This is a genomic window from Rhizobium sp. FG113 (assembly GCF_057809895.1).
The window spans coordinates 82,546-102,665 of record NZ_JBMDKV010000016.1 but is presented as its reverse complement, the minus strand read 5'-3'; the positions used below and the strand labels follow the sequence as shown (position 1 = coordinate 102,665).

The 20,120-nt window shown below is 62.1% G+C and carries 17 protein-coding genes and 1 other RNA gene; 9 read left to right on the top strand and 9 right to left on the bottom strand.

The window, feature by feature from the left end; genetic code table 11:
* Positions 1–120 precede the first annotated feature (120 nt).
* The 7 genes from ACODTZ_RS27555 to tkt form a co-directional block, all read right to left on the bottom strand.
* On the bottom strand, positions 121–1,017 hold the full coding sequence (locus tag ACODTZ_RS27555) for a fructose bisphosphate aldolase (RefSeq protein WP_489029562.1): 897 nt from the start codon (positions 1,015–1,017) through the stop codon (positions 121–123).
* A gap of 252 nt (positions 1,018–1,269) precedes the next feature.
* Positions 1,270–2,472 carry a phosphoglycerate kinase gene (locus ACODTZ_RS27550; protein ID WP_489029561.1) on the bottom strand — a complete coding sequence of 401 codons (1,203 nt, stop codon included), beginning with the start codon at positions 2,470–2,472 and terminating at the stop codon, positions 1,270–1,272.
* Between the two features lie 72 nt (positions 2,473–2,544).
* A complete protein-coding gene (locus tag ACODTZ_RS27545) occupies positions 2,545–4,395 on the bottom strand; it encodes a potassium/proton antiporter (protein WP_112980052.1) in 1,851 nt (616 codons plus the stop codon).
* A 319-nt stretch (positions 4,396–4,714) separates the two neighbouring features.
* Positions 4,715–5,029 (bottom strand): hypothetical protein, encoded by a 315-nt coding sequence (locus ACODTZ_RS27540; protein WP_047509389.1) that lies wholly within the window; start codon positions 5,027–5,029, stop codon positions 4,715–4,717.
* Between the two features lie 82 nt (positions 5,030–5,111).
* The gene (locus tag ACODTZ_RS27535) at positions 5,112–5,240 is read right to left on the bottom strand and encodes a hypothetical protein (protein ID WP_280637050.1); all 129 of its coding nucleotides are present in this window, start codon (positions 5,238–5,240) and stop codon (positions 5,112–5,114) included.
* 189 nt (positions 5,241–5,429) lie between these two features.
* Positions 5,430–6,440: a type I glyceraldehyde-3-phosphate dehydrogenase gene (gene gap, locus ACODTZ_RS27530; protein ID WP_111563323.1), complete on the bottom strand. Its 1,011-nt coding sequence runs from the start codon at positions 6,438–6,440 to the stop codon at positions 5,430–5,432.
* Between the two features lie 72 nt (positions 6,441–6,512).
* Positions 6,513–8,486 carry a transketolase gene (gene tkt / locus ACODTZ_RS27525; protein ID WP_489029558.1) on the bottom strand — a complete coding sequence of 658 codons (1,974 nt, stop codon included), beginning with the start codon at positions 8,484–8,486 and terminating at the stop codon, positions 6,513–6,515.
* 384 nt (positions 8,487–8,870) lie between these two features.
* Between tkt and ACODTZ_RS27520 the strand changes: the two genes are divergently transcribed.
* The 3 genes from ACODTZ_RS27520 to ssrS all read left to right on the top strand — a co-directional run bounded on the left by ACODTZ_RS27520 (position 8,871) and on the right by ssrS (position 9,784).
* The gene (locus ACODTZ_RS27520; protein WP_018899664.1) at positions 8,871–9,146 is read left to right on the top strand and encodes a DUF4164 domain-containing protein; all 276 of its coding nucleotides are present in this window, start codon (positions 8,871–8,873) and stop codon (positions 9,144–9,146) included.
* A 15-nt stretch (positions 9,147–9,161) separates the two neighbouring features.
* The gene (locus tag ACODTZ_RS27515; RefSeq protein ID WP_018899663.1) at positions 9,162–9,539 is read left to right on the top strand and encodes a cell division protein ZapA; all 378 of its coding nucleotides are present in this window, start codon (positions 9,162–9,164) and stop codon (positions 9,537–9,539) included.
* Between the two features lie 86 nt (positions 9,540–9,625).
* A non-coding RNA gene (gene ssrS, locus ACODTZ_RS27510) (6S RNA) lies at positions 9,626–9,784 on the top strand.
* A 56-nt stretch (positions 9,785–9,840) separates the two neighbouring features.
* On the opposite strand, the gene ACODTZ_RS27505 is transcribed toward ssrS, so the two are convergent.
* Positions 9,841–10,299, bottom strand: coding sequence for a hypothetical protein (locus ACODTZ_RS27505; protein WP_489029556.1), 459 nt, complete (start codon positions 10,297–10,299; stop codon positions 9,841–9,843).
* 553 nt (positions 10,300–10,852) lie between these two features.
* Here ACODTZ_RS27505 and ACODTZ_RS27500 point away from each other — a divergent pair.
* From ACODTZ_RS27500 to ACODTZ_RS27475, 6 genes are all read left to right on the top strand, one after another.
* On the top strand, positions 10,853–10,996 hold the full coding sequence (locus ACODTZ_RS27500; protein WP_018899661.1) for a DUF1127 domain-containing protein: 144 nt from the start codon (positions 10,853–10,855) through the stop codon (positions 10,994–10,996).
* A 177-nt stretch (positions 10,997–11,173) separates the two neighbouring features.
* Positions 11,174–11,761, top strand: a complete 588-nt coding sequence (locus ACODTZ_RS27495; RefSeq protein ID WP_489029554.1) for an IMPACT family protein — start codon at positions 11,174–11,176, stop codon at positions 11,759–11,761.
* A gap of 221 nt (positions 11,762–11,982) precedes the next feature.
* Positions 11,983–13,002: a phosphogluconate dehydrogenase (NAD(+)-dependent, decarboxylating) gene (gene gnd / locus ACODTZ_RS27490; protein WP_489029552.1), complete on the top strand. Its 1,020-nt coding sequence runs from the start codon at positions 11,983–11,985 to the stop codon at positions 13,000–13,002.
* A gap of 107 nt (positions 13,003–13,109) precedes the next feature.
* The gene (locus ACODTZ_RS27485; protein ID WP_489029550.1) at positions 13,110–15,284 is read left to right on the top strand and encodes a mechanosensitive ion channel family protein; all 2,175 of its coding nucleotides are present in this window, start codon (positions 13,110–13,112) and stop codon (positions 15,282–15,284) included.
* A gap of 248 nt (positions 15,285–15,532) precedes the next feature.
* Positions 15,533–18,136, top strand: a complete 2,604-nt coding sequence (mprF, locus tag ACODTZ_RS27480) for a bifunctional lysylphosphatidylglycerol flippase/synthetase MprF (RefSeq protein WP_489029549.1) — start codon at positions 15,533–15,535, stop codon at positions 18,134–18,136.
* Positions 18,133–19,515, top strand: a complete 1,383-nt coding sequence (locus ACODTZ_RS27475) for a virulence factor family protein (RefSeq protein WP_489029547.1) — start codon at positions 18,133–18,135, stop codon at positions 19,513–19,515. Before mprF ends, ACODTZ_RS27475 begins: the two co-directional genes overlap by 4 nt.
* Here ACODTZ_RS27475 and ACODTZ_RS27470 read toward each other — a convergent pair.
* On the bottom strand, positions 19,512–20,075 hold the full coding sequence (locus ACODTZ_RS27470; protein WP_489029545.1) for a DinB family protein: 564 nt from the start codon (positions 20,073–20,075) through the stop codon (positions 19,512–19,514). The two genes, ACODTZ_RS27475 and ACODTZ_RS27470, sit on opposite strands and share 4 nt — an antisense overlap.
* Between the last annotated feature and the right edge of the window lie 45 nt (positions 20,076–20,120).

The window sequence follows — 20,120 nt, the reverse complement described above, 5'->3', positions numbered from 1 at the left end:
CATCGCCGCCGCTTGGCAGAAGAGCAATTCTTGTCGCCGTGACAATCGACCGATGGCAATTAACCGGCAACAAAAAACCGGCCGCCAGAGGCAGCCGGTTTGTAAAGATAGGCGGGCGGATCAGGCCTTGTTGACGCTGGCCGTGTAGATCTCGTTGATCGTTTCGGCAAGGCTCGCGTCGAACTCCGCATCGCTCATCGAAACGCGCAGGTTTTCCGTCAGTGCGCGCGAGAAGCTGGCGATCATGCCGTGGTTGTGGCTGAGCTTCTCGCAGGCGTCGGTGCGGCTGTAGCCACCGGAGAGTGCTACGACGCGCACGACCTGCTTGTGGGCGACCAGAGGCGCGTAGAAATCGGCAACCGTCGGGATCGTCAGCTTCAGCACCACCTTTTCGCTCGCCGGCAGCAGGTCGAGCTGCTTGGCGATCTCGTCGCGCAGGATGGCTTCGGCCTCCTGCTTCGTCGGGCTTTTGATGGACACTTCAGGCTCGACGATCGGAACGAGGCCGCTGCCGATGATCTGGCGTGCCACTTCGAACTGCTGCTTGACGACGGCTGCAATGCCGGTTCGGTCGGCGCTTGCGATCACCGAGCGCATCTTGGTGCCGAAGATTCCCTTGTCGCGGCCGCGCGCGAGGAGCGTCTCCAGTTCGGGCATCGGCTTCATGATCTGGACGCCGTTTTCCTCGGCGGCCAAGCCCTTGTCGATCTTAAGCAGCGGAACGACGCCGCGCTTTTCCCAGAGATAGGAGGGAACGGGCTGGCCATCGACGTCGCCGTCCATGGTGCGCTCGAAGAGGATCGCGGCGATGATCTTGTCGCCTGTGAAGGCCGGCGCGCTCATGATGCGGACGCGCATGGCGTGCATCAGGCGGAACATTTCCTCATCGCCCTGGTAATCGCTGTCGGCAATGCCGTAGAGGCGCAACGCTGCGGGTGTCGAACCACCGCTCTGGTCCAGCGCTGCAATGAATCCCGGCGCCGAGCTGATCTTGTCCAACATCTTCGCGTCCACCATACTTCACTCCTTCCGTAAAACCGGCGCATCGCGTCCGGGTTTTGCTCTATGTCAAAGCCGATAGGCACTCGAATCTGCGATATCAGAAGAATTTTAAAAGGAAAATCCTGGTGTAAGCTATTGAAACGATTGAAATCATTTCAAACGTTTGAAAGTTAAGTGTAATTTTAGCGCCAACGAAAAGACCGCGAAAGCGCTGGCTCTCGCGGTCTTGGATTAGATGGCCCAAACAGGCCGAAAACCCGGTTTGACTTACTTGGTCTTGGTGAGGACCTCGACACCAGGAAGGACCTTGCCTTCCATCCATTCCAGGAATGCACCGCCTGCGGTCGAGACGTAGGTGAAGTCATCGGCAACGCCGGCGTGGTTCAACGCCGAGACCGTGTCGCCGCCACCGGCGACCGAGGTGAGCTTGCCGGCCTTGGTGCGCTCCGCCGCGTATTGCGCGGCGGCGACGGTTGCCTTGTCGAAGGGTTCGATCTCGAAGGCGCCGAGCGGGCCGTTCCAGACCAGCGTGTTGGCGCGCTCGATCCAGGCCTTGACGGCTTCGACCGACTTCGGGCCGACGTCGAGCATCATGGCGTCATCGGGAATAGCGTCGATGGCAACGATCTCATTGGCGGCACCTGCCTTGAACTCGCGGGCGACGACGCCGTCTTCGGGCAGAACGATCGCGCAGCCAGCGGTGGCGGCTTCGATCATGATCTGGCGGGCGGTGTCGGCGAGATCATGTTCGCAGAGCGACTTGCCGACGCTGGTGCCGCGCGCGGCGATGAAGGTGTTGGCCATGCCGCCACCGATAACGAGGGCGTCGACCTTCTTCACGAGGTTCATGAGGAGATCGATCTTGGTCGAGACCTTGGCGCCGCCGACGATGGCAACGACGGGACGGACCGGCTGGCCGAGGCCCTTTTCCAGCGCTTCCAGTTCAGCCTGCATGGTGCGGCCGGCGTAAGCGGGGAGATGGCGGGCAAGGCCTTCGGTCGAGGCATGGGCGCGGTGCGCCGCCGAGAAGGCGTCGTTGACGTAGATATCGCCATTGGCGACCAGCGCCTTGACGAAATCGGGGTCGTTCTTTTCCTCGCCCTTGTGGAAGCGGGTGTTTTCGAGAAGCAGGATGTCGCCATCCTTCATGGCGGCCACGGCGCCGGCGGCTGCTTCGCCGATGACGTCGGTTGCCGTCTGCACGGGATGATCGAGCACGGCTTCAACCGAGGGGGCGATCAGGGTGAGCGACAGGTCCGGCGAGGGGCCATCCTTGGGGCGGCCGAAGTGCGCGAGAAGGATAACCTTGGCGCCCTTCTTGGAGAGTTCCTTGATGGTCGGGGCGACGCGCTCGATGCGGGTCAGGTCCGTCACCTTGCCGTCCTTTACCGGGACGTTGAGGTCGACGCGGACGAGGACGCGCTTTCCGGCAATGTCGTTAAGATCGTCGAGTGTCTTGAAGGAAGGCATTGGGAAATCCGTTCGTTTATTGCCTGAAAAGATGCGGGGACCATAGCAAGGATCATCGCGGACGCAAGGCGTTCAGCGCGGGTTTTCGTCGGCTTTTCCACCCGCCGCGGCGGCTGCCGCCTCCTTGTTCTTGCGGCTCTTGAAGCGGTCGTGCACGCGGTCGATGATATCGCGCATATTGATGAAGATCGGCAGCGTCACTGCCGGCTCGACGGCCTCCAGAGACATGCCGATCGCGCTGATATGGTCGTGGTCGTCGAGGTCGCGGACGATGAGGATGATGGATCCCAGGCGCACCCGGTCGGCATATTCCGCCTTGCCGCCGAGACGCTGCTTCATCAGCTCGGCGATGGTCAGGCCCTTCTCGTTTTCGTTCAGCAGACCGGGGCCATAGGCGGCGTCGAGATCGGTTGCCGGGCGGCTCGGGGAGAGCGCGAAGGCGCCGAAGAAATCGGTGTCGTCTTCCTCCACCGGCACGCGGCTCGCGAAGAGCTTGTCGAGCAGGCGCGAGTAGGAGGGAACGATGAAGAGATAGACGAGATCGTTCTCGCGCAGGCGGCCGGCATATTGATAGCGCATCGACTTGCCGTCGCGGATGACGAGCGAGGGTGTCGCCCAGCGCGGAATGCGCTCGCCGCGCAGCACCGGGCTGTCCTTGACGACGCGGTAGGAGAGGAGCTCGTGGTTGGCAGCACCCGGCAGATCGACCTCCACCTTGTCGACGGCGCCGATGCGCGGAGGAATGATCAGGCCGAGCTTCTTGGCGACCGGCTTGATGGTCCAGCCCTGCACCAGCAGCGAGACAAGCACGATGATGAAGGCAGTGTTGAAGTAGACTTGGCCGTTTTCCAGCCCGCCGAGGATCGGCATGATGGCAAGCAGGATGGAGACGGCGCCGCGCAGGCCGACCCAGGCGACGAAGCCGATCTCCTGCTGCGTGTAGTCGAAGGGCAGCAGCGACAGCCAGATCGCCAGCGGGCGGGCGATGAAGATCAGGAAGAGGGCAAGCAGCACGGCGGGGATGGCGATCGCGCCGAACTGCGACGGCGTCGCCAGAAGGCCGAGCACCAGGAACATGATGATCTGCGCCAGCCAGGTCATGCCGTCCTGGAAGCGCTTGATCGAGGCATAGCCGGGCAGCTTGCGGTTCCCGGCATAGATGCCGGCGACGTAGACCGCCAGGAAGCCGCTGCCGCCGACGGCGCCAGTGAACGAGAAGACCAGAAGCGCCAGCGCCAGAACGAAGATCGGCGTCAAGCCGCGATCGGTCTCCAGCCTACCGACGATCAGCACGATCATCATGCCGCCGAGCAGGCCGAGGATGACGCCGAGGCCCATCTGCTGCACGAACATGGCGAGCATGCCGATGTTGATACCGTGATAGCGCTCGCCCGATGCCAGGACCTCGACCAGCGCGATGGTGAGGAAGATTGCCATCGGGTCGTTGGTGCCGGATTCGACTTCGAGCGTCGAGCGCACCTTGTCGCGGATGTTGATGCCGCCGATGCGCAGCAGGAAGAAGACGGCGGCGGCATCGGTGGAGGCGACGATGGAGCCGAGCAGCATGCCCTCGAGCCAGGTGAAGTTCAAAAGCCACATGGCCGCGACGGCAAACAGGGACGCCGTCATCAGCACGCCGACCGATGCCAGCGTTATCGAGGGGACGGCGGCGAGCTTGAAGGCCTGCACCGGCGTGCCGAAGCCTGAATCGAACAGGATGATGGCAAGCGCGATCGAGCCGAGGATATAGGCGAGGTAGTTGTTGGTGAATTCAATGCCGAGGCCGTCGCTGCCGGCAAGCAGACCGATGCCGAGGAAAAGCAGCAGAAGGGGCGCGCCGAAGCGGAAGGCGAGCAGGCTGGAGAAGGCCGCAAGAAGCACGAGCGCCGTCGATACCAGTACGACGATGTAGAATGCTTCCATGCCCGAACCCCTTTATGCAAATATCAATCGCCGCAGTGTCGCCCCCCGTCGCATGCGGCTGTCTAAAACTATGGTATCGCTTCTCCAGTTCCGGTCCGATGCCTGCCAGTAAACGGCAAAATCCAAACGAAGGGTAGACCTAAAGGGCTATCCTTGCGCTTTGCTGCATCATGCTGCTGAGCGATCCGCCTAACGGCAAATCAAATGAACGGTTGGAGAGTGATCCTGAGTAAAGTGTAGGATCAAATCAGGCGAGAGCAGGGCAGAAATCGCTGCCCTGTCCTTTTCTTGGACAATCGTCGTGTATTTCTCTTTGGCCTTACGCTTCTTCGTCGCTGTCGTCTTCATCCGCGTCCGAAATCGGGATGAGGAAGACGACGAATTCGTCGTCGATGGTGCGCGAGGGGTCGTCGTCGAACTCGTAGGCATGCTCGACTTCGCTGGCCTCATCCGGGGTCGCCTTGCGCAGGGTGAGCGGCGCCTTGCCATCCCATACCGGCTTGCCTTCCGTCTCGAGCACGGTCAGATCCTCGCGGAAATCCTCGGCCTCGATGAAGTGCTTGGCGTCTTCGGCGTTTTCCGAACGGAAACTCGCGATGGCTTTGCCTGATATCTCGATGGTGAAATAATCCATTGAATTCTCTTTCGTTTCGCTGATGTCTAACATTATGGTGTTCGTTCGCGCCACGCCAGCCCCGCAGCTGTCGTGCGTGCAATTATCGCGGTCCCATCAGTCGCGAGGAGGAGGCCAGCAGCGGCTGGCCCTTGGCGAGCTGCTTGGAGCCGCCGCCGACGACGGTCAGGCTGAGCACACCGGCGATCATGACAAGTAGGATTGCCAACATCAGGATTTTCATGGGTGGTTCGCTCGTTGTCGGTTCGGCGTCTAGTTGCGCGACCGCGTTGCAGCTGTGAGCGAATTTACCGCATCCAGCCGGATGACGGCAAGCGCGTTTGGCCGTCGCGGCGCATCTTGGCAAACGAAAAGCGGCCCGGTTTCCCGAGCCGCTTTCCAAAGTCTTGTCGCGAGGACCTTAGATGGTCTTGGCGAAGGCGACAGCCGTGTCCGACATGCGGCTGGAGAAGCCCCACTCGTTGTCGTACCAGGACAGGACGCGCACGAAGTTGCCTTCCATGACCTTGGTCTGGTCGGAGGCGAAGATCGAGGAGTGGCTGTCGTGGTTGAAGTCGCGCGAAACCAGCGGCTCGTCGGTGTAGCCGAGGATGCCCTTCAGCTTGCCGTTCGAAGCAGCCTTGATGGCTTCGTTGATTTCGGCAACCGAGGTGGCCTTCTTGGCAACGAACTTGAAGTCGACGACCGAAACGTTCGGGGTCGGAACGCGGATCGAGGTGCCGTCGAGCTTGCCCTTGAGGTGCGGCATGACGAGGCCGACGGCCTTTGCTGCACCCGTCGAGGTCGGGATCATGGACAGAGCTGCGGCGCGGGCGCGGTACAGGTCCTTGTGCATGGTGTCGAGCGTCGGCTGGTCACCCGTGTAGGAGTGGATCGTGGTCATGAAGCCATGATCGATGCCGACGAGATCGTCGAGAACCTTTACAACAGGCACGAGGCAGTTCGTCGTGCAGGAGGCGTTGGAGATGACCAGGTGTTCCTTGGTCAGCTGATCGTGGTTGACGCCGAAGACGACGGTCAGGTCGGCACCGTCGGCAGGAGCCGAAACGATGACGCGCTTGGCGCCGGCCGTCAGGTGAGCGGCAGCCTTGTCGCGCGAGGTGAAGATGCCCGTGCATTCCATGGCGATGTCGATGCCGAGTTCGGCGTGCGGCAGCTGTGCCGGGTCGCGAACAGCGGTGACCTTGATCGGCTTGCCGCCGCCGACGGTGATCGTGTCACCTTCGACCTTCACTTCGGCCGGGAACTTGCCGTGGATCGAATCGTAACGCAGCAGGTGCGCGTTGGTCTCGACCGGGCCGAGGTCGTTGATGGCAACGACTTCGATGTCCGTGCGGCCGGATTCAACGATGGCGCGGAGAACATTGCGGCCGATACGACCGAAGCCGTTGATGGCAACCTTTACAGTCATGTGTGTCTCTCCCGAGAGTAGGGCTTGGTTTATAAGCAAAGAGGAGCGCCCTGAGGCGCTCCTTGTATCAGATCAAAGCTTGGCTTCAACTGCGGCGACGACGGCTTCCGCCGTGATGCCGAACTTCTTGAAGACATCCTTGGCAGGACCCGAAGCGCCGAAGCCCTTCATGCCGATGAAGGTGCCTTCCGGTCCGATGAACGCATCCCAGCCTTCGCGAACGGCGGCTTCGACGGCGATCTTGATCGGCGACTTGCCGAGGATTTCGGCGCGGTAGGCATCCGGCTGCTCGAAGAACAGTTCGGTCGAGGGGACCGAGACGACGCGGACGGTAACGCCCTTTTCTTCAAGCGTCTTGCGGGCGGCAACGGCCAGCTCGACTTCGGAGCCCGAAGCGAAGATCGTCACCTTGGCGTCGGCATTGCCGGCCAGTGTGTAGGCGCCGAGTTCGCAAAGGTTCTTCTCGCTGTACTCGGTACGAACCGTGGTGAGGTTCTGGCGGGTGAGCGCCAGGCCCGACGGACGGTCCTTGGTGTTCAGCGCGATCTGCCAGCACTCGGCGGTTTCGACGGCGTCGGCCGGGCGGAACATCATCAGGTTCGGGATGGCGCGCAGCGAGGCCATCTGCTCGACCGGCTGGTGGGTCGGGCCGTCTTCGCCGACGCCGATCGAATCGTGCGTCAGAACGTGGACGACGCGGATGCCCATCAGCGAAGCGAGGCGGATCGGAGGACGGCAATAATCCGAGAAGATCATGAAGCCGCCGCCGTAGGGGATGAGACCGCCGTGCAGCGCGATACCGTTCATGGCAGACGCCATGCCGTGCTCGCGGATGCCCCAGTGCATGTAACGACCGGCGAAGTCCGTCGGCGTGATCGAATGCATCTGGCTGGTCTTGGTGTTGTTCGACGGCGTCAGGTCGGCGGAGCCGCCGATCGTCTCGGGCAGGAAGCCGTTGATGACTTCAAGCGCGTCTTCCGAAGCCTTGCGGGTCGCAACGGTCGGCTTGGTCTCGGCGAGCTTCTTCTTGTAGTCGCTGATGGCGGCGTCGAAACCCTGGGGCAGGTCGCCCGCGAAGCGGCGGGTGAACTCGGCCTTGGTCGCTGCCTTTTCGAGGCGGCCTTCCCATGCCTTGACGGCTTCAGCCGAGCGGGTGCCAGCGGCGCGCCAATCGGAGAGAACGTCGTTCGGGATGACGAAAGGTGCGTATTCCCAGTTCAGCGCCTTGCGGGTGGCTGCGATTTCCTCGGCGCCGAGCGGCGAACCGTGAACCTTGTGGCTGCCCTGCTTGTTCGGAGCGCCGAAGCCGATGACGGTCTTGCAAGCGATGAAGGTCGGCTTGTCGGACTTGTGAGCTTCTTCGATGGCAGCGGCAATCGCAGCCTGGTCGTGGCCGTCGACTTCGATCGTGTGCCAGTGAACAGCCTTGAAGCGCATGATCTGGTCGGTCGAATCCGACAGCGATACGGCGCCGTCGATGGTGATCGAGTTGTTGTCCCAGAAGAGGATGAGCTTGTTGAGCTTCAGGTGGCCGGCGAGCGCGATGGCTTCATGGCTGATGCCTTCCATCAGGCAGCCGTCGCCGTTGATCACGTAGGTGTAGTGATCCTGCAGGTCGGCGCCGAATTCTTCGCGCAGCTTGCGTTCGGCGATTGCCATGCCGACGGCATTGGCAATGCCCTGGCCGAGCGGGCCGGTGGTGGTCTCGATGCCCGTGGCATGGCCGTATTCCGGGTGGCCGGCGGTCTTGGAGCCGAGCTGGCGGAACTGCTGGAGGTCATCAACCGACATGTCAGGGTAGCCGGTTAGATAGAGCAGCGAATATAGCAGCATCGAGCCGTGGCCGGCCGACAGCACGAAGCGGTCGCGGTCTGGCCAATGCGGCTTCAACGGGTCGAACTTAAGATACTTCGAGAACAGGACGGTGGCGACATCGGCCATACCCATCGGCATGCCCGGATGGCCGGAATTCGCCTTCTCGACTGCATCCATTGAGAGGAAACGGATCGCGTTTGCCATCCGGTCGTGTTGTTCAGGAGAAATCATCGCTATTCCGCTTGTTCCGGGGTGTCGGGGGATGGCCTCAAGCCTGCGGAGACCATCAATGAGAGCGGGTGCACAAATAGCAGTTGGAGCAGGCAAGTCAATAAATCGAAGCCCTATTAGAGAGCTCGGAATGACGATTTTTGACATTTGACCAACGATTTTAACAAAAGTTGACAGGCGTGTGACAGAGGTGTCGGCAGAGGCGCCAACGGGGCTGCTCACGGAGCCCCGGGCAGAGTTGCCGATTTCAGTCATCCACAACTAGCTCGCCTGCCGCCTTCCAGCCTTTATTGACGGGCAGTTGGCGAGCTGCATATCCTTTTGAAAACATCGCGTCGGGCCTCATTACCGATTCGCGGGTCTTGCGCGGGGAACCGGAAAGACATGACATCCACAGGCAACAGCATCGATGCAGCGCTCCTGGAGCTCCGGCAGGCGATTTCGGCGCTCGACAGCGCCGTCGACGCCCGGATCGAGCGGCAGCGCGAGACCGGCGAGATCGAGGGCGAGGTTCGCCGCGTGCATGCCGATCGTTCCAAGCTGGCGCAGGAACTCGATCAGGCGGAATTCCGCGCGAACCGGCTGGAAGAGGTCAATCGCGAGGTGTCGCGTCGGCTGGTGACGGCGATGGAGACGATCCGCGCGGTTCTCGACCGCTGATAAAGGGCTTAGGATATGGCGCAGGTAACGGTAACGATCGACGGCAAGGCCTATCGCATGGCTTGCGAAGAGGGGCAGGAAGATCACCTGACCGATCTCGCCACCCGGTTCGACCGCTATGTCGGCCATCTCAAGGATCAGTTCGGCGAGATCGGCGATCTCCGTATCACCGTCATGGCCGGCATCATGATCATGGACGAGATCTCGGAGCTGACGCGGCGCGTCGCCAGCCTGGAAGATGAACTCAACAGCCTGCGCAGCAACCGCGACACGGTGCTCGCCGCAACAAGCCGCACCGAAGAGAGCATCGCGGCCGCTATCGTAGAGGTCAGCAGCCAGCTGCGCGGGATCACCGACAAGCTGAACGGCCGGGCGCCAGCGGCTCTGAACTAAGCGGGCTCAACTGAAGCGCTTGAATTAAATCCGGGACGCCCGCGTCACCCTCTGGCGCGCGTCATGGATCGGTCTTATATAGCAGTTGCGATCTGCGCCTCTCGACAGGAACCACAATCCCTGGGGCCATACTCGATCCAAAGGGAGCTGTCCCTGGCCAGGCCCGTGGGCTTGGACATATGGCGCCCACCTACGTTTGTAGGCACCCAGGATCGTAAACCTCCATCGGTTGCCGCGGATCGCACTCTTCCTTCTCATCTCCCGCAATCGTATCGCGTTTCGAGCGCCCTGGTATCAGTCGCTATTCAGCGCCGTTTTCCTTCATGCAGGTCGTCAGCGCGGCAAATGCCTCCTCTGTGCCCGTCAGCGGCAGGATGACGTCGATGCCGTTTGCGGTGACGGTGAGCTCCTTGCCCGAGGTTAAGGCGGTGACGGCGGTAGCGTCGTTCGGAACGTCGATCGTCACGGTCTTGTCGCTATCGGCGGTCGAGGAGAATTCCGCGGCGGCAGTCCCATCCACCGACCATGTCCCGTTGACGCGCTCACCCTTGGCGATCGCGAAGGCATCGGCATTGGCAAACAGCGCCAGCTTGTCGCCGACGGCGAGGTAGCCGATGCCGGTGTGATTGTTCTGCGCAAGGCAACCGATGAACGTGTCGCCATCCGTCATCGGGGTGACGCCGAAATCGGCGGCCCGCGTGGCAGTGACCGAGAGCAGCGTGGCGGTTACGAGCGTGGCCGCGGCGAGGATATGCTTCATGTGACGTCCTTGTTGCGCGGGTGCTGGCACGGCCGCCTGATGTCGCGCATTCGATCACGCCGACGCGCTTCTACTGCCGCGTGCCGGGTTTGCTGGCAATGGGGTGCGGCTGCTTGCGGTGAAAAACGGGCTCCTCGTGAGCCTTTCACAGGCCGTCCGGTACTGTGTCGCAGGCTTGCCAATAAAGCATGCGCTGAGCGCACGGGATGCGTTTCGGGTTTTTCTCACGCAGAAATCGCTGATTTTCCGAAGCGTGAAGCCGATATCCGTCGATTAAAACGGTTAAAACACTTTAACGATTGTGATCGAGACGGCTGCCGTTCCGCGAATTCGGGCGAAATCGCCGCAAAATGGCGTTTTCCTAAAACGTTTACGGCTTTTCTGAGGGCAAAAATATTAAGCAGCACCGTTTTAGCCATGCGTCGCGTGCATGGGTGTTCTGATGCTTTAGCGCTGTTCGTTGTCGGCCTTCATGCATATATTCGCATCAACAGAGAGACACGGGCAGCAAACACGCTGCCAAGCGCTGAAAGCCCTAGGAAAGGGGATCATCATGAACGTAGCACGCTCCTTCAATAACTGGCGCAAGTATCGTCAGACCGTTAGCGAACTCGGCCGCATGTCCAACCGTGCGCTGAACGACCTCGGCATCGACCGCTCGGAAATCCAGCGCGTTGCTCGCGACGCCACTCGCTAACAAGCGATCGCTGCTCCCAATGAGCAGATAGATTTCAAACGCCCGTTGCTTCCAGCAGCGGGCGTTTTGCTTTTGTGGTCTTTGATTTGCGAGCGGGGCTGGGATTTGCGAGCGGGGCTTGGGCTTCAAGCCGGTTTTGCTTGCGAAGCGCGCGGTGCTGGCGATATGGCAGTGGCCATGTTTTCACTCACCCGCATCGAGACCCTGGAGCAGATCGTCAAGAAGAGCCGGTTTCTGGCTGTCGCGGCGCCGATCGGCTCGGAAGACGATGCCCGTGCGTTTCTGGCCGCGCACGGCGATCCCGCCGCCAACCATAATTGTTGGGCGTGGCGGATCGGACAGAACTATCGCTTCAACGATGATGGCGAGCCGAGCGGCACTGCCGGCAAGCCGATCCTGCAGGCAATCGACGGGCAATCGCTCGACCGGGTGGCGGTCGTGGTTGCCCGCTGGTTCGGCGGCGTGCTGCTTGGAACCGGCGGCCTGATCCGCGCCTATGGCGGCACCGCTGCCGCTTGTCTGAGGGCCGCCTCGACGGTCGAGCTGGTCGCAACCGTCGAGGCGGAGATCGCGGTGAATTTTTCGGATCTGGCTCTGGTGAAGGCTCGGCTTGCCGGCTCGGCCGGCGTGCGCGTCGTGGGCGAGGTGTTCGTGGATGCGGGTGCCCTGCTGACGCTTTCCGTGCCAGAAGCCGTGTTCTCCGAGACCGCGCGGATGCTCAGCGATGCCACCAGCGGCCGCGTTACCTTTGCGGTGCAGCAATGAGCCGCAACCTTAATGGTGGTTTGCGGTTGACATTCGAAATATTTTTTTAGTTTCCAGATTCGGCGGAACGCCTTGCGGGCTCGCGGTTCTCGCGTTCATTGGCGTCCCCAGCGTCGGCGTTCCCGCTATTGTGACGGAGACTTCGCTTGCGTGCTGCAGTGCGAGTGATAGGTATTCGCGAATAATATCGATTAGATTCTCAATTCTCAGGAGATTATGAGATGAAGCTTGGCATGGTTGGCTTGGGCCGTATGGGCAGCTTCATGGTCCAGCGCTTGATGCGTGATGGCCATGAATGCGTGGTCTATGATGCGAAGACGGAAAGCGTGAACGATCTGGTCGGCAAGGGCGCCATCGGCAGCGCCTCGCTGGAAGAGTTCGTTTCGAAGCTTTCACGCCCGCGCGCCGTGTGGCTGATGCTGCCGGCGGCCATCACCGACAAGGTGATCGCGCAGATCACGCCGCTGCTCGACAGCGACGATATCATCATCGACGGCGGCAACTCCTATTACCACGACGACATTCGCCGTGGTGGCGAGCTGATCACCAAGGGCCTGCACTATGTCGACGTCGGCACCAGCGGTGGCGTCTTCGGTCTCGAGCGCGGCTATTGCCTGATGATCGGCGGCGAGAAGGCCGTTGTTGAATCGCTCTCGCCGATCTTCAAGTCGCTGGCGCCTGGCGTCGGCGATGTCGTTCCTTCGGCGCATCGCCCCGATCAGGCCGGCAGCACGGCCGAGCAGGGCTATCTGCATTGCGGCCCGCACGGCGCCGGCCACTTCGTCAAGATGGTGCACAACGGCATCGAATACGGCCTGATGGCGGCTTACGCCGAAGGCTTCAACATCCTGAAGCGCGCCAATATCGGCGCCGACAATCATGAAGTCGATGCCGAGACAGCGCCGATCGCGCATCCTGAGCACTACCAGTACGACTTCAACCTGCAGGACGTCGCCGAAGTGTGGCGTCGCGGCAGCGTCATCACCTCCTGGCTGCTCGACCTGACCTCGGATGCGCTGCATGCCGATCCCGCGCTCGGCGCCTATGCCGGCCGCGTTTCGGATTCGGGCGAAGGCCGCTGGACGATCATGGCCGCCATCGACGAAAGCGTTCCGACGCCGGTCCTGAGTGCCGCGCTCTACAGCCGCTTCTCCTCGCGCGACAATGACGAGTTCGCCAACAAGGTGCTCTCGGCGATGCGCGCCGGCTTCGGCGGCCACGTCGAAAAGCCTAAGGCGTAAACCATTCAGCAATAATGGTTATCCAAGCCCGCGCAGCCTCAAGCTGCGCGGGCTTTTCTTTCCCGCGCTTCAATATAAGCTACGCTATATATATTGGAGGGGCTGGCATGGGTCTGGGGTTTGGTGCGTGCATCATGAGGCGGCTTCTGCCGCTCCTTGCATTTGGCATGATCGTTTCGAGTGCCGCGGCGCAAACGCCGGCGGTAACACCCAGCCCGGCAGCGCCGCCGCCCGCCGAGGTGCGGCAGATGCTGCAGCTGATGGAAACGCCCGCCGTCAAGCAATGGATGGCGACGCAGGCGCAGACGCAAAGCCCGACAGGACAGGTTCCGGCCGCAGCGCAGCCGGCGAGCACCCCGGCACAACCGGCAGCACCCGGCGGCGAGATGTCCGGCGAGCAGATGTCGGTTCTCTCCGATTTCCTAGGCCATGCCCGTCGTCACTTCGATCTCGTCTCCGGTGCCGCGATGACGCTGCCGGATGAAGTCGAAAATGCATCTGAGATCGTCGAACGCGAGGTGCAGCCGAGTGGTTGGGCATTCGTGACCATCGAACTGCTGGCGCTGTTCCTGGCCGGGGTGGTGGCGGAACTCCTGTTCCGGATGATCGTGCCGCGCCCGCGCGTCAAACTCGAAGACGGCGCGGTCGTTACGGTCGCACACCATGCGGCGAACAATCTGAGCTATCGCATTGTGCCGGCGCTGGTGTTCTGCGTCGCGACGCTCGTACCGCTCGTGCTCTTCAACTGGCCGCCGATCACGCAATCGCTGGCGATCGCTGTTGCCATCGCGCTGATCGTCTCGCGCGTCACCATCTCGGTTGGCCGTCTCATCGTGGCGCTGGTGACGCTGCCGCATGTCGGTGGTGAAAGGGACGTCTCGCGTGCCACCGCGATGTTCTGGTTCAAGCGCAGCTGCGTCTTCATCATCTATTTCGTCTTCGGCTGGGTGCTGATCCAGCTGATGGCGCCGCTGGGTTTCTCGCCGGGGTCGCGCTATCTCGTCGGCTATACGCTCGGGCTTGGGCTACTTGCCATCGCGACCGAAGCGGTCTGGTCGCGCCCTGTAGAGGAGGGGCAGAAAAGCACGACGGCCTCCTGGATGCTGACCATCTATTTCGCAGCGCTCTGGCTGCTATGGGTGGCGGGCTTCAATCTCATCCTGTGGATCGGCATCTATCTTGTGGCGTTGCCGCGTGTTCTGCGCGTCTCGACGCTTGCCGTGCGGGCGCTGCACAAGGCGGAAGCCGGCTTCCTCGCCAAAAAGCGGATTGCGGCGGTGTTGCTCGATCGCGGTGTGCGCGCCGTCATCATCACCATCGCGGCCCTGTGGCTCGGCCGCATTCTCGGCTTCGCGGCCGAGCGGATGGCGGCCGGCGAAACGATGATGGACCGGATCGTGCGCGGCTCGGTCGGCGGCATCGTCATTCTGCTTGCGGCCGATCTGCTCTGGCATCTGGCGCGCGCCTATATCAACGGCAGGCTGGAGGACTCGCCTCTGGAGGGCTCGATCAACGATGAGGAGAAGGCAAGGCGGGCGCGGCTGCAGACGCTGCTGCCGATCTTCCGCAATATCCTCGCTGTCGTCATCGCCGTCATTGCCGTGCTGATGGTGCTCTCCGGCCTCGGCGTCGAGATTGGGCCGCTGATTGCCGGTGCCGGCGTGGTCGGCGTCGCGGTTGGTTTCGGGGCGCAGACCATCGTCAAGGATGTGATCAGCGGCATGTTCTATCTCTGGGACGATGCCTTCCGGGTTGGCGAATATATCGAGAGCGGAAGCCACAAGGGCGTGGTCGAGGCCTTCAGCCTGCGTTCCGTGAGATTGCGCCACCATCGCGGGCCGCTGACGACCGTGCCGTTCGGCGAGCTCGGCGCGGTCAAGAACCTCAATCGCGACTGGACGATCGACAAGATCACGCTGAACGTGACCTACGACACCGATCTCGTGCTGGCGAAGAAGGTAATCAAGCAGATCGGCCAGAAGCTGCTCGAAAACCCCGATTACGCGCCTCACATCATCGAGACGTTGAAGATGAAGGGCGTCGAGCAGTTCGGCGAGTTCGCGATCGTCATCCGTCTGGCGATGATGACGAAGCCCGGCGAGCAGTTCGTCATCCGCCGCAACGCGCTGGCGATGATCCGCACGGCCTTCAAGGAGAACGGTATCGAATTCGCCGTACCGACGCTGCAGGTTTCGAGCGAGACCCACGATGCCGACGCCAATGCGGCCGCCGCGCGCTATGCGGCGCAGAAGAGCGGTCAGGGCGCGGAGCCGGCGGCTTAGCCGGCATGCCGGCATCCCCGGATGCCGGTGTTGGCGCATCGAAGGCTTTAACCTTACGAAAATACAATATTCAAACCCCTGTCCCCGCGCCAAAAATGCCCCAATTGGGGATGAAGCAGGCGTCGTTAAGCGGCATTGGGGTAGTGTTGGCATGTATTCGCGGGCTTGCGTCCAAGAACTTACATGCAGGTTATGTTAGATGTCCAAGACATGATTCCCGCTAATATGTAGGTTTACGACGGTTCGTAATGTCGAAGCACGCCAATTTGGAAGAGATTGAAGTCATAGAAGAATCGGGCATCTCGCGATTTTTCAGCCGGTACCGGACGCATCTGACGGCGCTTGCGACGCTGGCCGTGTTCTGCATGGTCGGTTTCGCGATCGAGCAGCTGACCACCGAAGTGCGCTACGACGACGTGGTGCAGGCGCTGGCCGACACGAAGATCAGCTCGATCGTGCTGGCGCTGTTCTTCACGGCGCTGAGCTTCCTCGCGCTGGTGTTTTACGACGTCAACGCTATCGATTACGTCGGCAAGAAGCTGCCGTTCCCGCAGGTCGCGCTGACCGCGTTTGCCGCCTATGCCGTCGGCAACACGGCGGGCTTCGGCGCGCTGAGCGGTGGGGCCATCCGCTACCGCGCCTATTCGAGGCTTGGACTGACGCCCGAGGATATCGGCCGCGTCATCGCTTTCGTCACCATCGCCTTCGGCCTCGGCCTGGCCGGCGTCGGCTCCATCGCGCTTCTCGCCATCGCGGACGAGATCGCGCCGCTCATCGATGTCAGCAGCTGGGTTTTGCGTCTCCTCGGCGGATCGATCGTGCTGGTGCTGGCGGCGGGCGTCGTGCTCGGCCGTGGCGGTCGTGCGGTCAGCATCGGGCGTTTCTCGCTGCGGCTGCCTGATTCCGCCACATGGTCGCGTCAGTTCCTGGTCGCCGCCTTCGATATCGCCGCGTCCGCCACCGTTCTCTACGTTCTCCTGCCGCAGACGGCGATCAGCTGGCCGGTGTTCCTCGCCGTCTACGCGATTGCCGTCGGCCTCGGCGTGCTCAGCCATGTGCCGGCCGGTCTCGGCGTGTTCGAAACCGTCATCATCGCCGCGCTCGGCAGTGCGGTGAATATCGATGCCGTGCTCGGCTCGCTGGTGCTTTACCGCCTGATCTATCACGTCGTGCCGCTGCTGCTGGCGGTTCTGGCGGTCTCGGCGACCGAGCTTCGCCGCTTCGCCGACCATCCTGTCGCCTCCGGATTCCGCCGCATCGGCATCCGGCTGATGCCGCAGCTCCTTTCGGCGCTGTCGCTGCTGCTCGGCGTCATGCTGATCTTTTCGAGCGTCACGCCGACGCCGGATTCCAACCTGGAGTTCCTTTCCAACTATCTGCCGCTGCCGATCGTGGAAGGCGCGCACTTCCTGGCGAGCCTTGCCGGACTGGCGCTGGTCGTTGCCGCGCGCGGTCTTGGCCAGAAGCTCGACGGCGCATGGTGGATCACCATCTTCTCGGCCGCTGCGGCACTGATGCTGTCGCTGCTGAAGGCCGTGGCTCTTGTCGAGGCCGCGTTCCTCGCCTTCCTCATCTTCGGCCTGTTCGTCAGCCGCCGCCTGTTCCGCCGCCGCGCCTCGCTGCTCAACCAGACGCTGACGGCATCTTGGCTGACGGCGATCGCTGTCGTCTGCGTCGGTGCCGTGGTCATCCTGCTCTTCGTCTATCGCGACGTCGATTATAGCAACGAACTTTGGTGGCAGTTCGAATTCGCCGACGAGGCGCCGCGCGGTCTGCGCGCCGTGCTCGGCATCACCATCATCTCCACCGCCATCGCCGTCTTCAGCCTGCTGCGGCCGGCCACAACCCGGCTTGAGCCTGCAACCGACGAGGCGCTGGAGCGCGCTGTCGATATCGTCGAGAAGCAGCGCTACGCCGACGCCAATCTGGTGCGCATGGGCGATAAGAGCGTGATGTTCTCCGACAAGGGCGACGCCTTCATCATGTATGGCCGCCAGGGTCGCTCGTGGATCGCACTGTTTGATCCCGTCGGCGACCGCAGCGCCATGCCGGAGCTCGTGTGGCGCTTTGTCGAGACGGCGCGCGCCGCCGGTTGCCGCGCGGTGTTCTACCAGATCTCGCCGGCGCTGCTTTCTCATTGCGCCGATGCGGGCCTGCGCGCCTTCAGGCTCGGCGAACTCGCAGTCTCCGACCTTTCGACTTTCGAGATGAAGGGCGGCAAGTGGGCGAACCTGCGCCAGACCGCAAGCCGCGCCCAGCGCGACGGGCTGAGCTTCGAGGTGATCGCGGCGGAAGACGTGCCTGGCGTGATGGACGAGCTGGCGGCGGTTTCCGATGCCTGGCTTGCCGACCATAACGCCAAGGAGAAGGGCTTTTCGCTCGGTGCGTTCACGCCCGACTACATTCTGGCGCAGCCGGTTGGTATCCTGAAGCTCGAAGGCAAGATCGTCGCCTTCGCAAACATCCTGATCACCGGCGCCAAGGACGAGGGCACCATCGACCTGATGCGCTTCTCGCCGGATGCGCCCAAGGGCTCCATGGACTTCCTGTTCGTGCAGATCATGGAATATCTGCGCGCGGAAGGCTTCTCGCACTTCAACCTCGGCATGGCCCCGCTTTCTGGCATGTCGAAGCGCGAGACGGCGCCGGTGTGGGATCGCATCGGCAGCACCGTGTTCGAGCACGGCGAGCGCTTCTACAACTTCAAGGGCCTCAGGGCCTTCAAATCCAAGTTTCACCCTCAATGGCATCCGCGCTATCTTGCGGTGTCCGGAGGAGGCAATCCGATGATCGCTTTGATGGACGCGACGCTCCTGATCGGTGGCGGATTGAAAGGGGTCGTGAGGAAATGATGAAAAGACACATTCTGGCCGCCGCCTGTGCGCTGGCGCTCTCCATTCCCGCCGTACATGCGGCCGACGAGACGACGCAGGAGTTCGAGACCGGGCTCATCCCGTCGCCGCATATCTTCCTGCCTGACGGCGACGTCAAAGGCGCCGTGATGCTGATCTCGGACGCTGGCGGCTGGGGCGACAAGGAGAAGACTGAAGCCGATCGTCTGGTGGGCGAGGGCGCCGTTGTCATCGGTGTCGACTTCCCGTCCTACATCGATGCTCTGCGCAAATACGACGTCAGCGACAATGACGGCTGCATCTATCTGGTCTCGGATATCGAGTCGCTCAGCCAGCAGGTGCAGCGCGCCGCCGGCAACAGCCCGTATCATCTGCCGATCGTGGCCGGCATCGGCGAGGGCGGGGCGCTGGCGCTGGCAATCGCCGCGCAGACGCCGGATGCGACGATCGGCCAGACGCTGGCGATCGATCCGCTCGCGGGTATTCCGCTGACGCAGCAGCTTTGCACGCCGGCCAAAAAGAAGACGGTCGGCGACCGGATGATCTATGGCCTCAGCGACATCGCGCTGCCCGATCCCATCATCGCCGCCTTCACGCCCAATGCCGACAAGGACGGCCGCGCGCATGCGGACGAGCTGAAGAAGGCGCATTCCGACATCGACATTCGCGAAGTCCAGGACGATGCGCAGACGACGCTGAACAGCACGCTCGACGACCTGATCGCCGCATCCGGCAATGCCGACAATCCGCTTGGCCTGCCGCTGACGATCCTCGACGCCAAACCGGCCTTCGACACGATGGCGATCATCTATTCCGGCGATGGCGGCTGGCGCGATATCGACAAGGAAGTGGGTGCGGCGCTGCAGAAACAGGGCATTCCCGTGGTCGGCGTGGATTCGCTGCATTACTTCTGGTCCGAGCGTAAGCCTCAGGAAACTGCCGACGATCTTGGCAAGATCATCGAGCTCTACCGCAAGCAGTGGAAGGTCAAGCATGTTCTCTTGGTCGGCTATTCCTTCGGCGCCGACGTCGTGCCGGCCGCTTTCTCGCGGCTGAAGCCGGCGGCCAAGAGCGCCGTTGCACAGATCTCGCTGCTGTCGCTCTCGCACGAAGTCGATTACCAGATCTCCGTCATGGGCTGGCTCGGCGCCAAGACCGAAGGCGCCGGCGGCGATCCGGTGGCCGATCTGAAGGCAGTCGATCCGAAGATCGTTCAGTGCGTCTACGGCAAGGAAGACGACGACGAGGTTGCCTGCCCGGATCTGAAGGACAGCGGCGTCGATGTGATCGCGCTCGCCGGTGACCACCACTTCGACGAAAACTACGCGCTGCTCAGCAAGACGATCATCGACGGGCTGAAGGCGCGGCTGCAGGATTAGCGCATCAGCTTCTCTTCGCTCCATCCGAGGGCGGCGATCTCGTCGTCCCGGAACCTGGCATCGTCTGAGACGATGAATTCGTCCAGCTGCGGCGGCTTCACGCTGGTGCCCGCCAACATGGCATGCACCTGGCCGCGATGATGCGTCTGGTGCTGGAAGAGATGGTTGAGTACATCCTCCATTCGCTCCCGCTGAATGCGTTCGCCGCGATGGATCTCGACGGTCGAGGTCAGCTTCTGCGGCGATAGCGCTTCGGCGAGCGTCACCAATCTTGCATCGACGGATTTCTGCTCGGCGGCAAGGCTCGCGATATCAGGGCAGGGCTCCTCGACCGCCCAGGCCTGCGGCCCCAGCGTGCCGCCCTCCAGCGCATCGACATAGAACCAGTCCACCGTCAGGATATGGTTCAGCGTCGCCTTGATCGACGGGAAGAAGCTCACGCGCGGCGCCTCGAACTCTCCAGGCTGCAACAGCGCGCAGGCCATGTGTACGCGGTGATTGGCGAGCGCGTTGTTATAGGCGAGCTTGCGGAAGGATCGGATGGGGTCGAAATCAGGCATGGCTCTCCCTCTGCGGCGGATCCGTAAGTTCCGCGTAATTTTAGC